This is a genomic window from Halorhabdus sp. CUG00001 (genome assembly GCF_009797925.1).
In the GTDB taxonomy this organism is placed as follows: domain Archaea; phylum Halobacteriota; class Halobacteria; order Halobacteriales; family Haloarculaceae; genus Halorhabdus.
On the sequence record NZ_VOLB01000001.1, the window covers coordinates 2,031,407 to 2,051,777 of the forward strand.

Consider the following 20,371-nt stretch of genomic DNA (forward strand, 5'->3'; position numbering starts at 1 on the left):
GCCCAGCGACAGGGAGATATAAATGCGCGAGGCTGACGAACGCTACTTTCAAACCCTGGAAGACGAACTCGAGGCGGCCATGGCCGTCGCCCGCGAGGCCAGACAGCGTGGCGACGATCCGACGACAGACGTCGAGATCCCGGTCGCCAAGGACATGGCCGACCGAGTTGAGAATATCCTCGGAATCGACGGTGTTGCCGAGCGCGTCCGTGACCTGGAAGGCGAGATGTCCCGTGAGGAGGCCGCTCTCGCACTGGTCGAGGATTTCGTCGAAGGCTCGGTCGGTGACTACGACACGAAGGCCGGCAAGATCGAAGGCGCGGTCCGGACGGCCGTCGCCTTGCTCACTGAGGGGGTCGTCGCTGCCCCGATCGAGGGCATCGATCGCGTCGAAATCCTGCAAAACGACGACGGCACGGAGTTCGTCAACGTCTATTACGCCGGCCCGATTCGCTCGGCCGGCGGGACCGCTCAGGCCCTCTCGGTGCTGGTTGCCGACTACGCCCGGACGCTACTCGATATCGACGAGTATCGCGCTCGTGAGGACGAAATCGGCCGCTACGTCGAGGAAATCGACCTCTACGACGAAAACACGGGCTTGCAGTACTCGCCAAAGGAAAAGGAGACCCGTCACATCGCCGAGCACATGCCGATCATGCTCGACGGCGAGGCCACGGGTGACGAGGAGGTTTCGGGGTATCGCGACCTCGAACGCGTCGACTCGAACAGTTCTCGGGGCGGGATGTGTCTCGTCCTCGCGGAAGGGATCGCTCTGAAAGCACCCAAGATTCAGCGTTACACGCGCCAACTCGAAGAACTCGAATGGCCCTGGCTGCAGGCTCTCATCGACGGCACGATCGGCGACGACGAGTCGGACGATGCCCCAGCGGATAGCGACGAAGAGAGCGATACTCCAGACGAAACAAAGGGGGTAGAAGACGGCGAAAAAAGTGACGGTCCACCGCGTGCAGAACCGGCTAAAAAATACCTTAGAGATCTTATAGCCGGGAGACCAGTCTTCTCCCATCCGAGCGAACAAGGTGGGTTTCGACTGCGGTATGGACGCGCGCGCAATCATGGCAATGCGACCGCTGGAGTCCATCCGGCGACCATGCACCTGGTCGATGACTTTCTCGCGACGGGGACCCAGATCAAGACCGAGCGACCGGGCAAGGCCGCCGGGATCGTTCCCGTCGACACGATCGAAGGGCCGACAGTCCGGTTGGCAAACGGTGACGTTCGACGCATCGACGACCCGGCAGAAGCACTCGAAGTTCGCAACGGCGTCGAGAAAGTTCTCGATCTGGGAGAGTATCTGGTCAACTACGGCGAGTTCGTCGAGAACAATCACCCACTCGCACCGGCATCCTACACCGTCGAGTGGTGGCGCCAGGAGTTCGCCGAAACCGAAGCGGACGTCCAGGCGATGGCCGATTCCGTCAACATCGATCTCGCCGATCCCGCTCCCGAACAGGCCTTGGAGTGGGCGCGAACGTACGATGCGCCGTTGCACCCGAAATACACCCACCTCTATCACGACGTCAGTGTCGAGGCGATCGACGCCCTGGCTGTGGCCATCGCCGAAGGCGAGGTCGGTACCGGTGACGGTGCCGCGATGGCAGGGCGACAGCCGGCCGATGCGACGACCGGCGATCTCAAACTCGATCGGACCGATGTCGTCCAACATACGCTCGAATCACTCCTGGTCGAACACACCCAGACAGACGATTCGATACTCGTTCCGACCTGGCGACCACTCGTCGAGACACTTGGCTTCGACGACGACCTGTCGAGATCCTGGACGCTCGGAGACCTCTCCCCGCGCGCCCGTGAGTACGCTGACGGCGAGAATGCTGTTCGAGCGATCAACGAGATCGCGCCCTTCGAAGTACGCGAGCGTGCACCGACCCGGATCGGCAACCGGATGGGTCGACCGGAGAAATCAGAGGAACGGGAACTGTCCCCGGCCGTCCACACGCTGTTCCCCATCGGCGAGGCCGGCGGCAACCAGCGCGACGTCGCCAAGGCCGCTGGCCACGCCGACGAGATGAGCGATGTCCCGGGCGAAGTCGAACTCGAAGTCGGCCGACGCCGCTGTGTCGAGTGTGGCACGGACACGTACCGACCGCGCTGTCCCGACTGTGGTGGCGTCACCGAGTCGGTATACGTCTGCCCGGACTGCGATCGGGAGGTCGAACCCGACGAATCCGGCCGCGCGGAGTGTCCCGGTTGTGAGACGCTGGCTTCGCCGACCCGCCAAACTGTCATCGACGTCGGCCAGGAGTACCAGCAAGCCATGGCTGCCGTCGGCGAACGCGAGGTTGCCTTCGACGTGCTCAAGGGCGTCAAAGGGCTGTCATCGAAAGAGAAGACGCCCGAACCGATGGAGAAAGGCGTTTTGCGCGCCAAACACGACGTTAGCGCGTTCAAAGACGGGACGGTCCGCTATGACATGACGGATCTGCCTGTCACGTCGGTTCGACCCGAAGAACTGGACGTCACCGCCGAGCAGTTCCGCGAGTTGGGCTACGAGGAAGACATTCGTGGTGACCCCCTCGTCCACGACGACCAGCTAGTCGAACTCAACGTTCAGGATATCGTCCTCTCGGACGGGGCGGCCGAGCACATGCTCAAGACCGCGGCCTTCATCGACGATTTGCTCACCTCCTACTACGGGCTCGACCCCTACTACGAACTCGAGGACCGCGACGACCTCGTGGGCGAACTCGTCTTCGGAATGGCGCCCCACACCAGCGCGGCGACTGTCGGCCGCGTCGTCGGCTTCACCTCGGCCGCCGTGGGTTATGCCCATCCGTACTTCCACGCCGCGAAACGCCGGAATTGCTTCCATCCGGAGACCAAGGTGTGGTTTGAAGACGAGTCCGGTGAGTCGCGATACCAATCCATCGAACAACTGGTAGAGAGTCGGCTTGACGATCCCAGAATGGACGACTTTGGAACGTTGGTCGAAGAGTTACCAGGGACCGTTCATGTCCCGTCCATAGACAGCGACGGAACACCGGTCCGAAAACCGATCGAAGCTGTTTCGAAGCATCCCGCTCCGGATCATCTCCTCAAAATCGAAACGAAGAGTGGACGGACAATCACCGTCTCAGCAGATCACTCGATGCGTCGATGGGAAGACGGCTCGGAGGAAGTCTCAGCGAGTGACCTAACGTCTGGTGACCGATTGCCCATGCCTAAATCGGTCGACATTGCGGGTACTCGCCAGACGTACGACTTGCTCTCGGAATTCATGGCTTTGGATCGTCTCTCCAACGAAGAGTTAGTGGTTCGTGGCTTGGGGAGCGAACGTATCAAATCACTTTTCGACGAAGCGACAGAATCAGATCAGTATCTCAAACCAGTCGCAGAGTGCTTGGGAGTAAGCGATTCAACGGTTTACAATTGGGTTAACCGAGACAGCGTTCCGATTTCGGTTTTGACGACACTGTTTGATGATGTGCCTAGCCGAGTTCCTTCTGATGTTCAGCTAGCTGTCAAACAAGATTCGGCTACGATCTCACGACACCTCAACCTCGATGAACCGTTCGCCAAGCTCTTAGGATACTACGTTGCCGAAGGCTTCACACGCTCTACCGCTGATTGTTATCAGACGACGATTTGTATCCCTGATGAGTCTGCTCGTGAGTTGGTCAGACAGGTTATCGATGAGTCGCTATCGATTGAAGCCTACGAAGAGAACGAGTGGAAAATGACGGTATCGAGCCGTCTCGTCGCTGTTCTGTTTGATGAGGTACTTGGTCTCGGAAGCACCGCTGATGGTAAGCAGATCCCCGAATCCATTTTGACCGCTCCGGATAGCGTTCTTCGTGCGTTCCTCTCGTCGTATTTCAGTGGTGATGGTAGTGCGTCCAGTGATCGAATCGAAGTTCGGGCGCACACGGTAAGTGATCGACTCAAAGATGACCTGGTCGCGGCACTGAAGCGATTCGAAATCGTCCCCAAAATCTATCGTGAAACGCGGATCCCGCAAATCGGAGCGGTCGCTGATTTCTATGAAACAGAGCAGGAATTCGAGACGTGGGTCGTGAAAGTCACTTCCGAGAACGCGGCGCGGTTTGCCGAACGGATCGGATTCCACTTACCTCGAAAGTCAGAAGCGCTTGACGTAGCCTTAGAATCAACTGAACTCAGGACACAGCGACTTTGCGGTGACGGTGGCGACGTTTGGCTTGACGAAGTATCTGATATCCAAGTCGTTGAGAGTGACGTTGATCACCTGTATTCGGTGACGGTCTCGGACACGCACACGCTCGTGGCAAATGATTTGTATACTGGCCAATGCGACGGTGACGAAGACTGCGTCATGCTGTTGATGGACGGGTTGATCAACTTCAGCCGGAAATTCCTACCCGACCAGCGGGGTGGCAGGATGGACGCGCCCTTGGTGATGTCTTCCCGCATCGATCCCGCAGAGATCGACGACGAGGCCCACAACATCGACATCGTCGCAGAGTATCCACTGGAACTGTACGAGGCCACCCGGGAGATGGCCCATCCGGAAGACGTCGACGTCACGATCGCCGAAGACACGCTGGGGACCGACGACGAGTACACTGGATTCAACCACACCCACGACACCAGCGATATCGCGCTGGGTCCGGATCTCTCGGCGTACAAGACGCTGGGATCGATGGAGGAAAAGATGGACGCCCAGCTCGAACTCTCCCGGAAAATCCGGGCGGTCGACGAGAGTGACGTCGCCGAGCGGATTATCGAATATCACTTTCTGCCGGACCTGATCGGCAACCTTCGGGCCTTCTCACGCCAGGACGTCCGCTGTCTGGGATGTGGCGAGAAGTTCCGCCGCGTCCCGCTCACGGGCGAGTGCCCGCAGTGTGGTGGCGACGTCAACCTAACCGTCCACGAGGGGTCTGTCAACAAGTACATCGACACTGCGATGCGGGTCGCCGAGGAGTTCGGTGCCAGAGAGTACACGAAACAACGCCTTGAGATCCTCGATCGGTCTATCAAGCGCGTCTTCGAGGACGATACGAGCAAGCAGACGGGGATCGCGGACTTCATGTGAGGAGTCGGTACGATCCGAGCGAAGCGAGGATGGTTTTTTTTGGTCCAGATCTTTGCGCGAGCGGTCGCGAACGCAGTGAGCGACCCCGAGCGGAAAAAGGTGGGAGAGATACGAGCAAGCAGACGGGAATCGCGGACTTCATGTAATGTCTGTAGGACCGGGACTGGAAGGTGTCGACGGATTCTTGTCACGCGATCGCATGGACTGAGATATGTTTAGGTCCGCCGCTGTCTCTGGATCGACTCACCGGACACGATACTCTTTGGACTGTTTGCGGGTGGCCTAGCGTGGCCTCGATACTGACGGTCGGGAGCGCGGTGCTCGATCGCGTCTACACCCTCACAAACCTCCCCGAACGGGACGGTGGGGCCTTTGCCACCGACTCTCTCGAGCGGGCCGGTGGCGTCGCCGCGAACGTCGGCTGTGCCCTCGCGACGCTCGATCACGATGTCGGGGTCATCTCGCGGGTCGGCGACGACGACGCGGCCGAGACCATCGTTGGCTCCCTGCACGATCACGATGTCGACACCTCTGGGGTCCGGCAGGGCGATGGCACGTCCTCGTACACGCTCGTCCTCCGGGGGCCTGACGGCGACCGTATGATCGTCGCCGGGGGGAATAGCGTGCCACAGTTGCGACTTCGGGCGACCGATCGCGAACGGCTACGTGGGGCCGACTGCGTGTTCACGAGTGCTTACGCCCCCGATACCGTCGTGACTGACCTTCTGGACCTCCGTGAATCGGGAGTATTCGACGCTCTCGCGTTCGATCTCGCCGGCCCGCTCGAAGAGCTCGAAGGTCGTGGGACAGCACCCGAGACGATCGATCGTCTCACCGAGAGCGCCGACCTGTTCGTGGTCGGGGAAGTGGCTGCCCGGTCGTATCTCGGAACGGGTCCACGGGACGCCGCCGAGCGACTGTGCGCACGCGGGGCCGACCGGGTTGCAGTTACCGTCGGGGCAGAGGGAGCGTACCTCGCCGCGGACGAACTGTACCGTGTCGATGCTGTCGAGGCCGACGTCGTCGACACGACCGGCGCTGGTGACGCGTTCACTGCGACACTGATCGATACGTGGGTGTTGGGTGACTATCCGGCCGCGGCCGCAGGCCGCCTCGCGGCGGCCGCGGCGGCCCAAAACTGCACCGCCTCGGGTCCCCGTGGTGGGCTCCCCACGCGCGAGGACCTCCCCGAACCCTAACTCCAGCCCTCAGCTTGCGCGCTGGGCTATCAGCGGTCGCCGTCGGCTTTTGCCGCTTCGACCAGCTGCTGTACCCGTTCTTCGTCGACGGGCCCAGTCGTTTCTCCGTCTTGCTTGAGTGCGGTGCCGACGATCGCGCCGTCGGCGAGAGCGAGCGTCTCAGCCGCCGTCGACGCTGTGACGCCGCTCCCGACGAACACCGGCGAATCAACCCCGAGCTCGTCGCGTGCATCGACGACGCGACGGAGATGGTCGCGGTCCGTCTCGGCCCCGGTTCCCGACCCGCTCGCGACGACGCCGTCAGCGTGGCCTCGTTCTAGCAGCTCGGCGATTTCTTCCTCGAGTGGCCGGTCGGCCAGTGGCGCAGAGTGTTTGACGTCCACGTCCGCGAGTATCGAGACATCGGTGTCCAGGCGCTCACGGAGCCGGACTGTTTCGGCTGCCCGCCCGGTGACGACGCCCTGGTCGGTGAGGCGCGCACCCGAGTGGACGTTGACGCGGACGAACGACGCCCCGGCCGCTGCCGCGATCGACACCGCCGCTTCGGCGTCGTTTCTGAGCACGTTGACGCCCACGGGCAGGTCGATCTCTCGACGGAGGTCGGTGACGAGAGCTGTCATCGATGCGACGACGTGTTTTGGCACGTCTTCGGCATAGAAGGGTGCATCACCGAAGTTCTCGACCATCACGGCGTCGACGCCGCCGGCGGCCAAGCGCCGGGCATCTCGCACCATCGTCTCTCGGATCGCGTCCCTGTCGCCGTCAAACGCCGGCGCACCGGGCAACGGTGGTAGGTGTACCATCCCGACGACCGCTCGATCGCCGCCGAAATCGAGACTCATCGGTAGGAGCGCCCTCCTGTTGCAGTCTCTTGGCTTTCGGTCTCAAGCTTGCCAGCGATACTGTTGTCGTATGTCATATCTGACCCACGTGCCACGTGCAGAAATATGTTCAGTCAGCCGGCCGCGTCCGCTCTACACGTGACCTCGACGGATCGACGGTCGGGACCACCGCTCTTACTCTTCAGCAGGGTCGATCTCGGTGACGAGGCTCGGTTCGTCACTGGCGATGACGATGATCCGGTCGGTGACGTCTTCCATCGTGTTGGCGAGGTCGTCGAAACGGATCGCCAGTTCCCGGTACATCAGCGCTTTGGCGGTCTCTTCGTCACGGAATGCGGTCTCGATGACGTCGTTTTTGATCCCGTCACACCGACTCTCCATGTCCCTGATGGCTTCGATCTCGTCGTAGAGCGTGTCTGACCCACTGGTCGTCCCGAGGCCGTGAACGAATCGCTCGACGACATCTTCTAGGGTCTCGGTCATATCAGCGACGTGTTCGGCCATCTCTCGAAGCCCGCTATAGCAGTCGGTGTCGGTCGGTGGTTGCATCATCGAGAGCTCGTCGGCGATCAATTCGGTGACGTTCGCCAGCGAGTCGACTTCCTTGTAGAACTCGATGAGTTCCGACTGGTTCTGGTTGATTCGGGAGTTCAACAGCCCCATATCTTCCGGGTCCGCGTTGGTGATCGAACTCGTAATCGAGCGAATCATCCGATCGCCCTCGCTCTCGAGTTCGCCGATGCGGTCGACGGTCTCCGCGTAGTCCTCGTCGTTCTCGTACTGTTCGAGCAGCTCCGGCAGGAGTCCGACACACTCGTTGAGGTGATCGAGATACGTGTCTGTCTGTGATTCGAGCTCGTCGCCGAAGTCGTATCCTGGTGGCATGTTCTAGCCACGCGCACAGAGCGTAAAGAGCGTTCCTTCCTTCTCCGTGCGTGTATATACCACCCTCTAGCTGATCTGGCCTGCCCTGGCCGGCCTCACTCGCCTGGATCGAGGCGATACCGGGTCGTCGACTGCCCGAGAAAGCGCGGCCCGTCGCCGACAGCGGTGAACGCAGCGGCCTCGACTGCCCGCCGGACAGCAGCTTCCTCTTCGGGGACCAGCAGTTCCACGTCCATGTCCTCACGACGCGCAAAGCCGATCGGCTCCTCGAGCAAGCGTGTACACGCCGGTTCGGTGCCACCGATCTGGGTAACGTAGACTGTCTCACCGCGGACGTCGAAACTCACGAACCCGACGAGTGAGGGCGTCTCGTCCTGCTCTGGCGACGTGCCCGGAGTTTCAGCACTGTCCGCCGCCGGACTGTTCTCGGCGGCCTCCGCGTCGTTCGCGATCGCGACCCGGACCGTCCGGTCGTGGACCAGGTTCCGCATCACGTCCACGGGCGAGTCAGCAAGCGCTGCCAGGCCATTGGCATCAGCTTCGACCGCGTTGCGGACGTCCATCGATTTCCCATGCGGTCCCGACGTAGTTAATCGCTGTGGCGATGACTGTGTTGCGTGCCGGAAATTCCAGCATCTCCCTCACTGGTGCCCATACACTCAATCCAACAACGGCAATGCGGTCTGAAGACAACTATAAGCAGGATCTCCCTGCTGGAGGCACATCGAATACACCCGTTGTGGGGCACTATTACTACATGCAAATCCAGAGGCGACTGATAATATGTCTACCTTAGAGGATCTTAACACGGTTACCAGGAGACAACTCGTGGCGTCCGCCGGCGTGACAGTCACTGGCACGGCAAGTGCATACGTTTATGTCAAGTCTTCGATCGAGGGGACCACCGACATTCGATATCGAAGTCCGATCGGCTGATGGCAGCGTATTGGACTCGACAGAAATCCTCGTCGAATGTGGGCCGGCCGAGGAGATCACCTGATCGCCAGCGAAGCACCGAAGTGAGTGCTCGCGTATCGATTTCATATGTACGTCTCACCGGCAGTCCGTTCGATCCAGCGCCATCCGATCGACGGCGAGATGGCGACACTCCTCGTCCGTCTCGATGACGCGGCCGACGTCGAGACCGTCGCCGAACAGATCCGGGAGTGTGGCGGCACGATCGAACAGCGCCTCGAATTCGATGCGCTGGCGATCACTGTCGACCATTCCGCCGTCGCCTCAATTTGTGAGCTCGATGGCCTCTCAGCCGTCGAAACCGACGACACGCTGACGATGGGGGCCGACGGTGCCGGCGAGGACGTCAGGCTCGGTGACCAGTCATAGTCGCATTCTGCTCGGCAAATCTAACTGATCGGCAAGATCGGACCAGACGCAAACGTTTTGCCGACACACAGATAACCTCGAATCAGCATGCCGGACTGTCCACTCGCCGACGATTGCCCCGAATTTACCGAGCGGATCGAGGGGATGGGGTGTACCCACTATGGCGACCGTGGGGGCGCCGAGTGGTGCAACCACTACAACCAGCCGATCTCGGATCTGCAGTCACAGCCAGTCAAGCCGGGCGAGGAAGTCGTGGTGACCGTCGAAGACATTCACGAGAGCGGGGCCGGCTTTGACCCCATCGCGGACGCGCATACGATCTGATAGTATTCCTTTCCCCGTCAATACTCTCGCTTTTACAGTCCTTACCGAAGCTTCGCCGCCTCCTCACAATACATGTTAGTATATCCTAACAATTAGTATGTTAGTTCAATTAGAAACTTATACGTGTATGTGGAGATCGTATTGCATGATATGAAGACAGTACTAATACCCGGGAAAATACTGCGAACCAATCTCATCTTGGGACTGACATTTAACGAGCTAATCACGCTCGGGACGATACCGCTCGTTGTCGTCCTTCCGAGTTTGTATATCGGCCAAATCCCTCTCTCAATTTCTATCGGAACTATCGTTTTAATGACTTTACTTGTTGGACTAGTCATCGTTCAAACGCCTGAGGGGCAAACCCCCCTCAGCTGGGCTCCAGCTGCGTTCAAACGCCGAATCACTCCTGATACGTATTATCTCAAACCACGGGCAGTCGGCCGAGGCCGGGTGACACATCTGGATATCGTCCATACCATTTCTGAACTGGGAGATACGTCAACAAGCACTGGTCAGTACACAATCCAAGACTCTGACGAAGCGGATAGCAACGGAACACTGTGGAATAAAATCGCGTTTGATGATATTTTCGGGAATTAAATAAAGATGACTAATAGTTCTCCATCTACAGCACCGAGTGAAGAGATCGAAACGGAGGCGGCTCATCTCCTAGAGGAGACAACTGCTTCAGTCCAAGATCGCATTTCTCGGCTTGAATCTCTCCTCGATGGAGAGGAGGCCTTGGAAGATGCCCTGGCCACGTTTGCGAAGGCCGGCGAACAGCACGTGTTAATCGGTGAAGGCCGGCGATTAGCCCACCTCGAGCGATATTGCCAGCGATTACCAGAGTCGTACGATATCACGCTCACACGGATACTGGCTCACACATTGGACAATGGGGTTTCGACGAATTCGCTTCGAGCTGCGATCGAGTCGGCTGACCATCTTTGTACTGAACAGATAGATCATCGGCTATCTCTGCTCAGTTCAATAGAGCAATTATCGTCCTCTCATACTGTAGACCAATCCCAACAAGGCGCATCCGACCCGAAACTGTCGGAGAGACATAGCACGGAACCCCAAGACGGCACCCCAACCGAAGCAACTGCCGAAACGACCGGCCATTTCTCCCGAGAACAGGCCCGTTCACGAGACGCAGATCGTGATAGGCCTCCGAACAAAACTGCCCGGGATAATGTCTCGTCTCCCACTGACCAATCCAGTGAAGATAACACGTTACGGTCCGGTGAACAATCGACGAACGACGACAAAGCTACTAATGAACAGTCTGGAAGTCCCCAATCGGACCGTCTTTCTCAGAGTTCTGTGACAGACTCTTCTTCAGTGGATTCGACAGTATCGACAGCACAGTCAGAGCAGTCTGATGAAGGAGCCGACACGCTTTCTCAATCAGCGACACTCTCGGAGACGGAGACTGTTAGCGACCAAGGGTGCCAGCAAACATCAACTTCCAGTTTTGGATCTATGGAATCGGACGACACGGGTGTCTCCCAAGCACCTGATGACCGTCATCGAGGCACTATCGATCCCCCGCAGCGCCGTGACCCCACTGAAAGTGGTTCGCTGTCGATATCAAATTATGCTCAAGACCTCGTCTCTTTCGATTTTGTTCTCGACTCGAACGAAGAATTCGTACCAGACGACGTTCGGGCTGGCGGCCTCATCAAATTAGATGACAAACAATATGCTGGAATCACCCGTGTCCACCCCCGGACGTGGTCAATCCACACGAATGAAAAGAAAGCGGAGATTGTCGGTGCGTATAAATCTTCGTTCCTAGCGACACTGGATTTCCCGATCCAAATTGTTTCGTATCCTACACACTTCGATATTTCGGACCACTTAGAGCGGCTACAATCTGTACGTAATCTCTCAGAAGATGACTATGGAGAGAGTGGCCTTGCAGATATGGGACGGTCACTCTATCCCGAGTGGCTCACACAGTTTCTATCTGACAACGATATGAAACAGCGCGAATTCTACATCATTGCACCGATATCAGCCGACCAGATCGACCAGTTTCGAAGTGATGATGACGGGTTCCTTGATTCACTGGCTGATTCGTTTCCGCCGGCAGAGCCGGTTGCTGACTTCTTTGGCGACGATTCTGAATCAATCAGCACCCATCAAATACTGCGAGAACTGGATTCACGGCTCAACCGAATTTCGAGCGGACTACAACGGTTCGATGTCCAGTCAGAGCGGCTCACTGATCGAAACGAAGCAATGGCTGTTCTGTACCACTATTATAACAATGAAAAACCATTGACTGATGAATTTTCTAAAGGAATGCAAATTGACACAGAGCCGTTCAATCTGGATAGCTCAAACGTGAGGGATGACGATACATGATAGATAGTGCGACGCCGATCGAGTTTACGATCAGTGGTATTGATCATAGTACCACGTTGGTACCGTTATTGATTCAGGACTTTTTAGACACGTTCGGGGTAGTTCCAACCGTTGGAATCCTCCTTGGTGGCGGTATTGTTTTCATCGGTGCAATTGTTCTAATGGCGCCAATTGACGGCCTTCTCGAAACTGATCTCAGTATGGGGTCTGCAGAGACTTCGAAAGACGATATCGATACAGAGGTTCTCACAGAGGCAGCACGCCGACTCGAACAATCGAGTGAAGATATATCAGAAGAAACGCTTTCAGAGCATATTGAAGCAGTTCAACAGGATAAACACTCTGAAGACTCGACTGATGTCGGTATCATTGGCGATGAGAACAAACGGAGTGAATCAGCCAGAGTCAATGTCGCCCCCGATCGTATCACAGAAACCCAAAGCTATGTCAAACGGTTAGGGGATTCTGGTGGGGAACGATACGCTAGGATACTTATAATTTCGAGTTTTCCGAACCGAGTGGCCCTTGGATGGCTCGACCAGGCATTCACGAGTGGGTTATCGGTAAATGGAGCAGAATTGCGCGTTTCGTACCAGATCTGGCCACGTGATTCCGAGCAAATGAAACGAAAACTCGATGTGAAAGCAACCCGACTCACTTCTCAAATCCGTCGGAAAAAAAGTGATGGGAAACTCAACACGATTGAAGAAGAAAAGCAACTCTCTCACGTTGACCGTCTACGGGAGGGATTGACTGAGGGTTCGACGAAATTGTTCGACTTCGGCGTCTACTTTGAAGTTATTGCCGACTCCGAAGAGACGCTAGACGAAGCAACGAAGGAACTCAAACAAATCCTCTCTCAATCGAACGCTCGTGTGACGACCTTGTACGATAGACAGCTCGAAGCGCAGAATGCCGTTGCTCCTCTCGGAACAGATAGCGTCAAGAATACCCAAATTATGGACCTTGAGGCTCTCGGCACAACCTACCCATTTACTGATAAGTCTGTCGTGGAGTCAAGCGGTGTCCTCATGGGCTTTCAGATGTCAACCAACGCTCCAATAATCGTGGATCGGTTTGCTCAGTCGGGCCACAACATGTTGATATCAGGGAAGATCGGCTCTGGGAAGTCCTATCTAGCCAAACTCGTCATGTGGCGTCGATTGATGATGGATCCCGAGACAGAAGTTCTCATTATCGATCCTGTGGGTGGATTCGGTGATCTGGTGGAAGCGGTAGGTGGGCAGAGAGTAACGATCGACAACCAGACCACGATCAATCCACTCGAAATCAAGCAGGTAGAAAGCATCGACGATATCGAAGGTGATCCGTACGACGACAAGATCCGGAGTGTGATGGGGTTGTTCGAATCGCACTTCAGAGGCAAACGCGAGTTAGGCAAAGAAGAAGAAGGTGTCCTCAGACGGGCGATCCGGTATGCGTACCTCGAACGGGGGATTACGAAGGATATCGGCACCCATCACCAACCCAGTCCTCAAATTGGGGATGTGATAGATGTCTTACGCAAGATGTCCAACGGCGATCCACCAGGAGAGTTCCTCGACGTTCCAGAATCAGTTCGTTCAGAAATAACGACAATAAACACAGAAACATCTGTCGAAGAACGCGAGCAAGCCGAACGAATTGCCGATTACGCTCATAGTGTCTTGCTGGGACTGGAAGACTTCAAACAGGGCGGGCAGCGATCGAATCTCAATGGAGAAACGAACGTCCGCCTCGAAGATCGCATCGTACAGTTCGATCTCTCGAGCGTCGCCGATGGCAGTAACGAAGGGCTCATTATGCATATCGTGCTCGACTGGCTATTCCAGCGAGCGAAGGCGAACACCGAGAACATGGTGGTCATGATCGACGAGGCACACTATATGCTGGGTCACGAACAGGCACTGGACATGCTCAACCTGTTTGCACGGCACAGCCGCCACTATGGAAGCGGTCTCACTCTCATCAGTCAGACCGTCGATGAATTTATGGCCAATTCGAAGGCGAAGGAAATCTACGACCAGTGTGACATTCGTGCGCTGATGCGACACCAGGATATCGGCGACACAGCGATCGAAGCACTCGATCTCACTCCCCGAGAACGGGATTTCGTATTACAAGCCCAGGCGGGTAACTCAGCGGAGTACTCTGAATCGCTACTGTATGTCACTGACAAAGGGAAGATGCGCATGCGAGTCATTTCGAACGAATTCGAACATCACGTCATTGACAGCAATATGAACGTCTGGGCATTACTCTACGATAATGAGATGATCGACTGGACAGATATTCCAGACGACGAGCGACAATCTGTCCACCAAATTCTTGAATCGGACTCGCCCGGCACGGTTAGCTAAGCATCTGTAACTCGCTTTCGGTCAATCGGGACAGTATACAATGAGGTGCCGACCCGCCGGTATAGTGCACTCTTTACGTATAATAATTCGACGCGGGATGTCGGTGCCGTGTGTCTGAGATTTCTGACGGACGGTATTCCAGAACGTGATGTGCCGACTGCAACTCGAATCCGCTTGATGCGGCGCTCGTTCTGAGAGGTCTTTGAACTGCCGAACTACTACGCTGCAGCCGGTACCCGCAACCAATCGAGCGGGAGAACCGGAGTGACAACACTGCATCCGTGATGGTCTGTCTCGCGTCGATAGTAGCCACTGAACGATTGTAAGCAGTTCTCTAACTGGACATTGCGGCGTCCCGAGCGAGTAGTGACCCTTTGAAACCAGTCACACGGACACGTGTGACGTGGTGAGATAGATATGCTCTATATTCATTCGAACAATCCAAAGTGACGGATGTACCCATACAGAAACACGAGCGGCGCTACAAGGAGTATCGTCTCCAGTAGTGAATGCGCTCGCTCCAATAGCAGTACATTCGGAAGGAACGTCCTCGATGCCACTGTTTGTCCGTAAAACACTGATCCTGTTGGGCTTTCCCAGTCGTCTTGTTGCACTCTCGCTCTGACCAGCGTATTCGTTCGTTTTCCCACAACGTCTCCAGAAGCGTCAGTAATGGCGACACCGTTGGGGTTTGTTCGGTTGGGATCGACGCCGTAGAGACGCACTTGGCGACCTCCCAACGGCTGGTTCGTAGCTGGATCTTCGACGTGAATCTTGACTCGGTTATCGGAGATCGCAGTTATCGACACGTTCGGTTGCCGATATTGGAGTACTTCGTCGACATCGACTTCTACTCGCTTGCCGTGGATCGTCCTCAAGGACGTGACGTTACCAGGTGCGTTCTGAATTACGAGACGCGAATATTCGATCGGGACCGACGGATCGATCGTTACCTCAGAGTGATTTGTCTGTGGCAACGTCACGTTGTATCCTTCGAATCCGATTATTTGCGAACTCGACACAGATGACGATCGATCTACCGGGTTGATCGTTGGGCGACGGTCTGTTCCTATCAAGAACGTTCTGGGTACCTGCGGCGGTGAGTGGATAGTATTCGAACCACTCTCGGTAAACCGTCGGGCTTGGGTATACTGTCGCGCAGAATAGGTTCGCCAGGTCGAATCGACGAATGCAGTCCCTGACCCGATCGTCAGGTGGCTCCAGAGTAATCGATCCATGAGGTGCTTCGTACGAACAGCATTGTTTCCGCGCGGACCATCCAGTGTGAGCACGATGTGACTCGTTTCGTTGTTGACGTTGATGATGCGTTGGTGGATGTCTAGATCGCCCGTGTCAGTTACCAAGGTATCATATGATGCACTCGACAAACTAACACTATCCTCCCGATACAAGCTCGGGGATCCTGTTGTACTGTCCCAGTAGCCGTCGCTCCATCCGTCTGCATACCGTGTCCTCGGGTTCCAGTCTCGATAGATACGCGTTTCGGTTACGCGGACGGAGACTGACCCGCGCATACTGAGGTCCACTTTGGAATTCGACGTGAGCCCAGTATACTGAATGGTGTCTTCTCCAGAAAACGATCTTCCACCGATAGACACTCTACGAGTATCTTCGACCTCCATCGAATATCGATAGCAGGTTTGGGAGCCGTCAATCCAAAATGTTTCCACAACCGAATCGTTGTCGTAATCCCTGGTACGTGTGTCTTTGTCCTTGGGTCCACAGTAGTCAGCCGGCGGGATATCCTCACGAATTCGATAGTCGAGATGCGATAACACTGTTCCCTCAGAGCCAATTACAAACGTATTTGCCAGCGCATGTGAGCCGTGGCGCCCGCTTCGTGCCAGACTCATTGCCCCGCCGTGTATGCCCAGAAACGTTACGTGTGCGTCTTTGATAATATTCGAATCAGTAGTTTCTGAACGATCTAATACAAAGGATGAACGCAGGTCTGAATCTATGTTATCCAGACTGTCTTTTTGGTATTCGAAGAGTGTTGTATTTCCAATCTCGTACTCCGGCTTTGTGGTATAATACGGAATATCGGCTATTTTCACAAAATTTTCTGGCTCGTTCGGGTTGGACAACTGGCTTCCGTTGATGTCATCGTCATCAGAGAAGAACGCTCGCTCCTGATCCGATGATACTGCCGTGGCCGTGACCATCGCTCCAGTGACTGCTGTGATCGAGACGAGAACGACCAGTAGCGCTACCAACTCCTTCTTCATTGGTTAGCCAAGGAGATATCTCGAATCAGGTTAGACCATGTTGGCAAGCACTTGCACTGCCATCATGACGATTGCGGCCCCTCCGGCACCGATGAAAGAGTTGCGTATCCGTTTACGGCCTTTGTCACTTTGTTCCGTGTCCGTCCCAGCAGTCATCCACTGGAATAGCCCAAATGCCCCATTGGGTACTGCTACGGCGACGATGACTATCGAGAGAAATTGCCCGACTTGATTGATCTTATTTTTTAGATCTTGCTGGGTCGGGGCACTCGAATTATTTTGCGCAAGGGCAGGGCCAACGGTTAGTGTCAACACGACCGTCAGGATGGCCAGTATTCGTAGTATCTGTCCAAGTTCAGACGTCAATCGCTGGTTGCATCTGCGCGTCATATAGCCAGAGAATACATTATTGTCTTAAAAGATCTTTGATTTGGATGTCTAGAAATGCAATTAAAAATGTATGTACATATTGCCTGTGTGCTGTATAATCGGCTTACAGAGCTGTTTAGCAACTTGCACTCGACTCTAGGGCTCGATCTGCGGCCTGTTCGAACGTCCCAACTTCCACGACGCTGATGCCACTTACATCAATACCCTGATTTGGGGGGACGAGAAATACCTGTATCCCCCGATCACTTGCGGTTTGGGCTTTCTCACGCACGTACTGTACGTCCACGATGGTCCCGTCTGTGGTGAGGCCGCCCGTCGCAGCGACACTCTCGTTTATCCGGGTACAGGAGTTGGTCCCAGCAAACCCGAGCGCGAGCGACAGTGCTGCACTCCCGCCGCCGACGGTCTCCCATTCGGACGGGGGTTGCAATTGGAGCACCGCACCCTGGTGGGCTGGCGGCGTGTCACTCTCACTTGCGACAGTCCACGCCCTGGCCATCGAACGCTGGACGTCTGATGTCTGGGCCACGTCACTGATATCTGTATAGAGCCCATCGACTGGGATCGAAACGACAGTCGCAGGAATCGCAATCCCGTCTCCGGAACGTGTGCTGTAGGCATAGAGTGACACCGATTCTCTCGTGGGCTCGATGCCACTTCGGTTGACACCGGCAAACACACCGAGTACGTCCTGAGAGTCTTCGAGCGTCTCCAACTGTGCTTTTAGCTCGGTAACACGATGATTAACCGCTCCAGTCCAGCTGGCGGTGATGACGACGAACCCTATTAGAACTCCTATAGCAATATGCGAACGGTTCACTATATTGAACGCACCAATTAGATATTCATACGCAGATGGAATAATATTTATGCAATTGGAATATACAGAGTGGTGAAACAAACTGTGCTGTGTGGGGGTACTGATCGACAGCAACGGGCTGCTACCAGCTTGAACGAATAGTTGTATATGAGTGATGTTTTCTGGTCGATTGTGTTGTTACCGTTCGTCCCTGACGTATATAGCGTCCTCAAGGACGCAGTAACGTGGCTGCTCACGACCTTCGTCGACGGTCTCATGGATGCGTTGAACGTCGTTCTCTCGGCGGGATTCGAGACGTTCTTGTTTTTCCCGAATCCGGCCGACGTTCAGGTGCTAGATACGTTATGGTGGCTCTCCCTCAGTATTTTGGCAGCTGCCGGTGCTCTCTCTATCGTCTACGTTCTGCTGTTGTCACAGTTTTTCCCGGGGAAAGACAGCGCTGACCTGCAGTACTACATCGAAAAGTTCCTCAAAACGTTCATTATCGTCTTCATTTCGCGTCCGCTAATCTCGTTCAGTGTTGCATTCTCTCATGGGTTGACTGGGATTTACTACAAAACGACGTACGATCTCTCTATCGCGGTCTCGATCAGTACACAACTCGTCGATCAGTTCGGCTTGTTCGTGGCGCTTTTGTGGGGTTTGCTCGCCTCGGGTGTGTTACTGGTAGCCGGGGTTGGATTTATCATTCTCCTTGTTGTCAGGATGCTTATCGTCTACGTCACCTTCGCGTTGTTACCGGTGTTGATGGGGTTCCAACTCGTTGAAGTCGGCCCCTGGTCGCGAGTAAATCAGATGGGAAAGAAGTTCATCGCGGCGAGTGGGAAATTACTCATCTTTGGGGTGTTCATCACGGCACTCATCTGGGGGAGTACGATACTGACCGACTTCGACCAGTACGATTCCTCGGGCGGGACGTTCGCCGGTGGCACGGCAGAGCAGGCCCAACCGCCGGCGGGTAAGTTTGGGTCGGCTGGTGGCGGCATTTCGACGCTGATACTCGATTTTTTCAAATTAGTCACGCCACTGTTGGTTATCAACTTCCTTGGATTTCAGTACGTGATGGAGGTGATTTGAGATGATCTTGCAGTATGTCCAGCGGTTATCATTACACGCAGTATACCAGAGAAGGGGTCGTGATGTATGATTGGGCGTTTGCAGAACATGCGGATGATCGTCCTTATGTTCGGCATCAAGGACACGATTCGATCGATCATCAACGACCTGTTCAACACAGTGTTCGATTTCATGCTGGAGCTCTTTGCAGATCTCACGAATGCCTTTTTGACGCTTGATCCGGCCCAGCTACAGCCCTTCGAGGAAATTTGGACCGTGGGGACACTCGCCTTTTTCAGCATCCTCACTTTGTATGCTGCTTCGATGCTGGGATTGGCACAGATTTTTCCAGGCGCTCAACAGACCGACCCAGCCCGATTCTTCTCACGAGCGCTCGCTGCGACACTTTCTCTGTGGATCGTCAACCCGCCCGACTGGGGATCGGATCTGTTCTCGAAAGGAGCGTTCGGCTGGGCGTTCGTCGTCGTAAACGAGATCTGTACGGTGTACCTCGATCAGGTCGGGACGACTTTTTCCTTCCAGAGCGAGGCCCTCGCCGGTGCACTGGGTGGTGGATTCATTCTTCTCGGATTCGCCTTCTTCATTGGCTTACCGATACTGGTATTCGAGTTCGTCCTCCTTGCCCTCCTCGTCGCCAGGCAAGTCATTGTCTTCTTTACGTATGGACTCTATCCCGTGTTGATCGTGTTCTGGGTAGCCGACGCTGGTCCACTGCGGTACGGCAAGCAACTCTCTTCGAAACTGTTCAAAACGGCTATCACGGCACTGGTTGGTGGCATCCTCATTGCGGGTATCTTCACGACTGGCATAGCTCTCATCAGTGGTAATAGCCATGTCTTCGGTGGTGGGGTAGTGGCTCAGGGTGTGAGTGGGAGTGCCCCTGTCGCAGAGGGCGTGTTCGCCACAGGATCTTCGAGCGATTACCTGACGACCATCGTCTTCAAACTGATGGTCATCGGTGCAACGTGTCTGTTGCCGACTCTCATGCTGGTCCAGATGCTCGGTGCAATTGGCGGTGGTATTACGTCGGTCGCGCGACTGGGTGCCGCCGTCGTGTCGGGTGGTGCGAGTGTCGCTGCGTCGGGGGCGATGATGGCCACCAAGGAGATGAGCAAGAAAGGCATCAAGAAGGGGACCAAATCGGCAGCCAAAAAGAGCAAAAAGAAGGCCAAACAGGGGATCAAAGATCGGGCGAACTCCGCAGCCAGTACAGCCGCCGAGCGGGCGAATCCCGTCGCCAGGGGGAGCGGAGGGACGGGTAGCGGTGGGGAAAAATCTGTCTTGAAACGCAACGCCCCCCAGCTACAACAGCCCCAGCTTTCAGGGGGCCAGTTTGACGGTGACGAATCAGCGACCGACGAGGACGACGAGACGTCGGGCCAGTCGAAATATCGTCGCGATAACGGTCGATGAGATGCGCAGCCGGTACTGTGGCCGATCCGTCGTGACAGG

13 protein-coding genes and 1 pseudogene are annotated in these 20,371 nt (G+C 55.8%); 8 read left to right on the forward strand and 6 right to left on the reverse strand.

Annotated features, from left to right (window positions below):
- The first annotated feature begins 22 nt into the window (after nt 1–22).
- Nucleotides 23–5,053, forward strand: coding sequence for a DNA polymerase II large subunit (locus tag FR699_RS10100; protein ID WP_158855334.1), 5,031 nt, complete (start codon nt 23–25; stop codon nt 5,051–5,053).
- 287 nt (nt 5,054–5,340) lie between these two features.
- Nucleotides 5,341–6,252 carry a carbohydrate kinase family protein gene (locus FR699_RS10105; protein WP_154552883.1) on the forward strand — a complete coding sequence of 304 codons (912 nt, stop codon included), beginning with the start codon at nt 5,341–5,343 and terminating at the stop codon, nt 6,250–6,252.
- A gap of 29 nt (nt 6,253–6,281) precedes the next feature.
- On the opposite strand, the gene FR699_RS10110 is transcribed toward FR699_RS10105, so the two are convergent.
- The 3 genes from FR699_RS10110 to FR699_RS10120 form a co-directional block, all read right to left on the reverse strand.
- Nucleotides 6,282–7,094 carry a BtpA/SgcQ family protein gene (locus tag FR699_RS10110; RefSeq protein WP_154552882.1) on the reverse strand — a complete coding sequence of 271 codons (813 nt, stop codon included), beginning with the start codon at nt 7,092–7,094 and terminating at the stop codon, nt 6,282–6,284.
- A gap of 174 nt (nt 7,095–7,268) precedes the next feature.
- On the reverse strand, nt 7,269–7,979 hold the full coding sequence (locus tag FR699_RS10115; protein ID WP_158855335.1) for a DUF47 domain-containing protein: 711 nt from the start codon (nt 7,977–7,979) through the stop codon (nt 7,269–7,271).
- A gap of 95 nt (nt 7,980–8,074) precedes the next feature.
- A complete protein-coding gene (locus FR699_RS10120) occupies nt 8,075–8,542 on the reverse strand; it encodes a hypothetical protein (RefSeq protein ID WP_154552880.1) in 468 nt (155 codons plus the stop codon).
- A gap of 481 nt (nt 8,543–9,023) precedes the next feature.
- Between FR699_RS10120 and FR699_RS10125 the strand changes: the two genes are divergently transcribed.
- The 4 genes and pseudogenes from FR699_RS10125 (at nt 9,024) to FR699_RS10140 (ending at nt 14,383) form a co-directional block, all read left to right on the forward strand.
- The gene (locus FR699_RS10125; RefSeq protein WP_158855336.1) at nt 9,024–9,323 is read left to right on the forward strand and encodes a hypothetical protein; all 300 of its coding nucleotides are present in this window, start codon (nt 9,024–9,026) and stop codon (nt 9,321–9,323) included.
- Nucleotides 9,324–9,410: 87 nt separating this feature from the next.
- Nucleotides 9,411–9,644: pseudogene (locus FR699_RS10130) on the forward strand (deoxyribonuclease); the annotation flags it as partial.
- Nucleotides 9,645–11,135: 1,491 nt separating this feature from the next.
- Complete coding sequence (locus tag FR699_RS10135; protein ID WP_154552877.1) at nt 11,136–12,023, forward strand: hypothetical protein; 888 nt, start codon at nt 11,136–11,138, stop codon at nt 12,021–12,023.
- Entirely contained in the window at nt 12,020–14,383 is a 2,364-nt protein-coding gene (locus FR699_RS10140) for a VirB4 family type IV secretion system protein (RefSeq protein WP_158855337.1), read from the forward strand. Before FR699_RS10135 ends, FR699_RS10140 begins: the two co-directional genes overlap by 4 nt.
- Before the next feature lie 428 nt (nt 14,384–14,811).
- On the opposite strand, the gene FR699_RS10145 is transcribed toward FR699_RS10140, so the two are convergent.
- The 3 genes from FR699_RS10145 to FR699_RS10150 form a co-directional block, all read right to left on the reverse strand.
- Nucleotides 14,812–16,632, reverse strand: coding sequence for a hypothetical protein (locus tag FR699_RS10145; protein WP_158855338.1), 1,821 nt, complete (start codon nt 16,630–16,632; stop codon nt 14,812–14,814).
- A 30-nt stretch (nt 16,633–16,662) separates the two neighbouring features.
- Complete coding sequence (locus FR699_RS13345) at nt 16,663–17,022, reverse strand: hypothetical protein (protein ID WP_229770477.1); 360 nt, start codon at nt 17,020–17,022, stop codon at nt 16,663–16,665.
- A gap of 115 nt (nt 17,023–17,137) precedes the next feature.
- Nucleotides 17,138–17,737, reverse strand: a complete 600-nt coding sequence (locus FR699_RS10150; RefSeq protein ID WP_233263392.1) for a S16 family serine protease — start codon at nt 17,735–17,737, stop codon at nt 17,138–17,140.
- 252 nt (nt 17,738–17,989) lie between these two features.
- Here FR699_RS10150 and FR699_RS10155 point away from each other — a divergent pair, with 252 nt between their 5' ends.
- Nucleotides 17,990–18,919, forward strand: a complete 930-nt coding sequence (locus FR699_RS10155; RefSeq protein WP_154552874.1) for a hypothetical protein — start codon at nt 17,990–17,992, stop codon at nt 18,917–18,919.
- A gap of 66 nt (nt 18,920–18,985) precedes the next feature.
- Nucleotides 18,986–20,332 (forward strand): hypothetical protein, encoded by a 1,347-nt coding sequence (locus FR699_RS10160; protein ID WP_158855340.1) that lies wholly within the window; start codon nt 18,986–18,988, stop codon nt 20,330–20,332.
- Nucleotides 20,333–20,371: the final 39 nt, after the last annotated feature.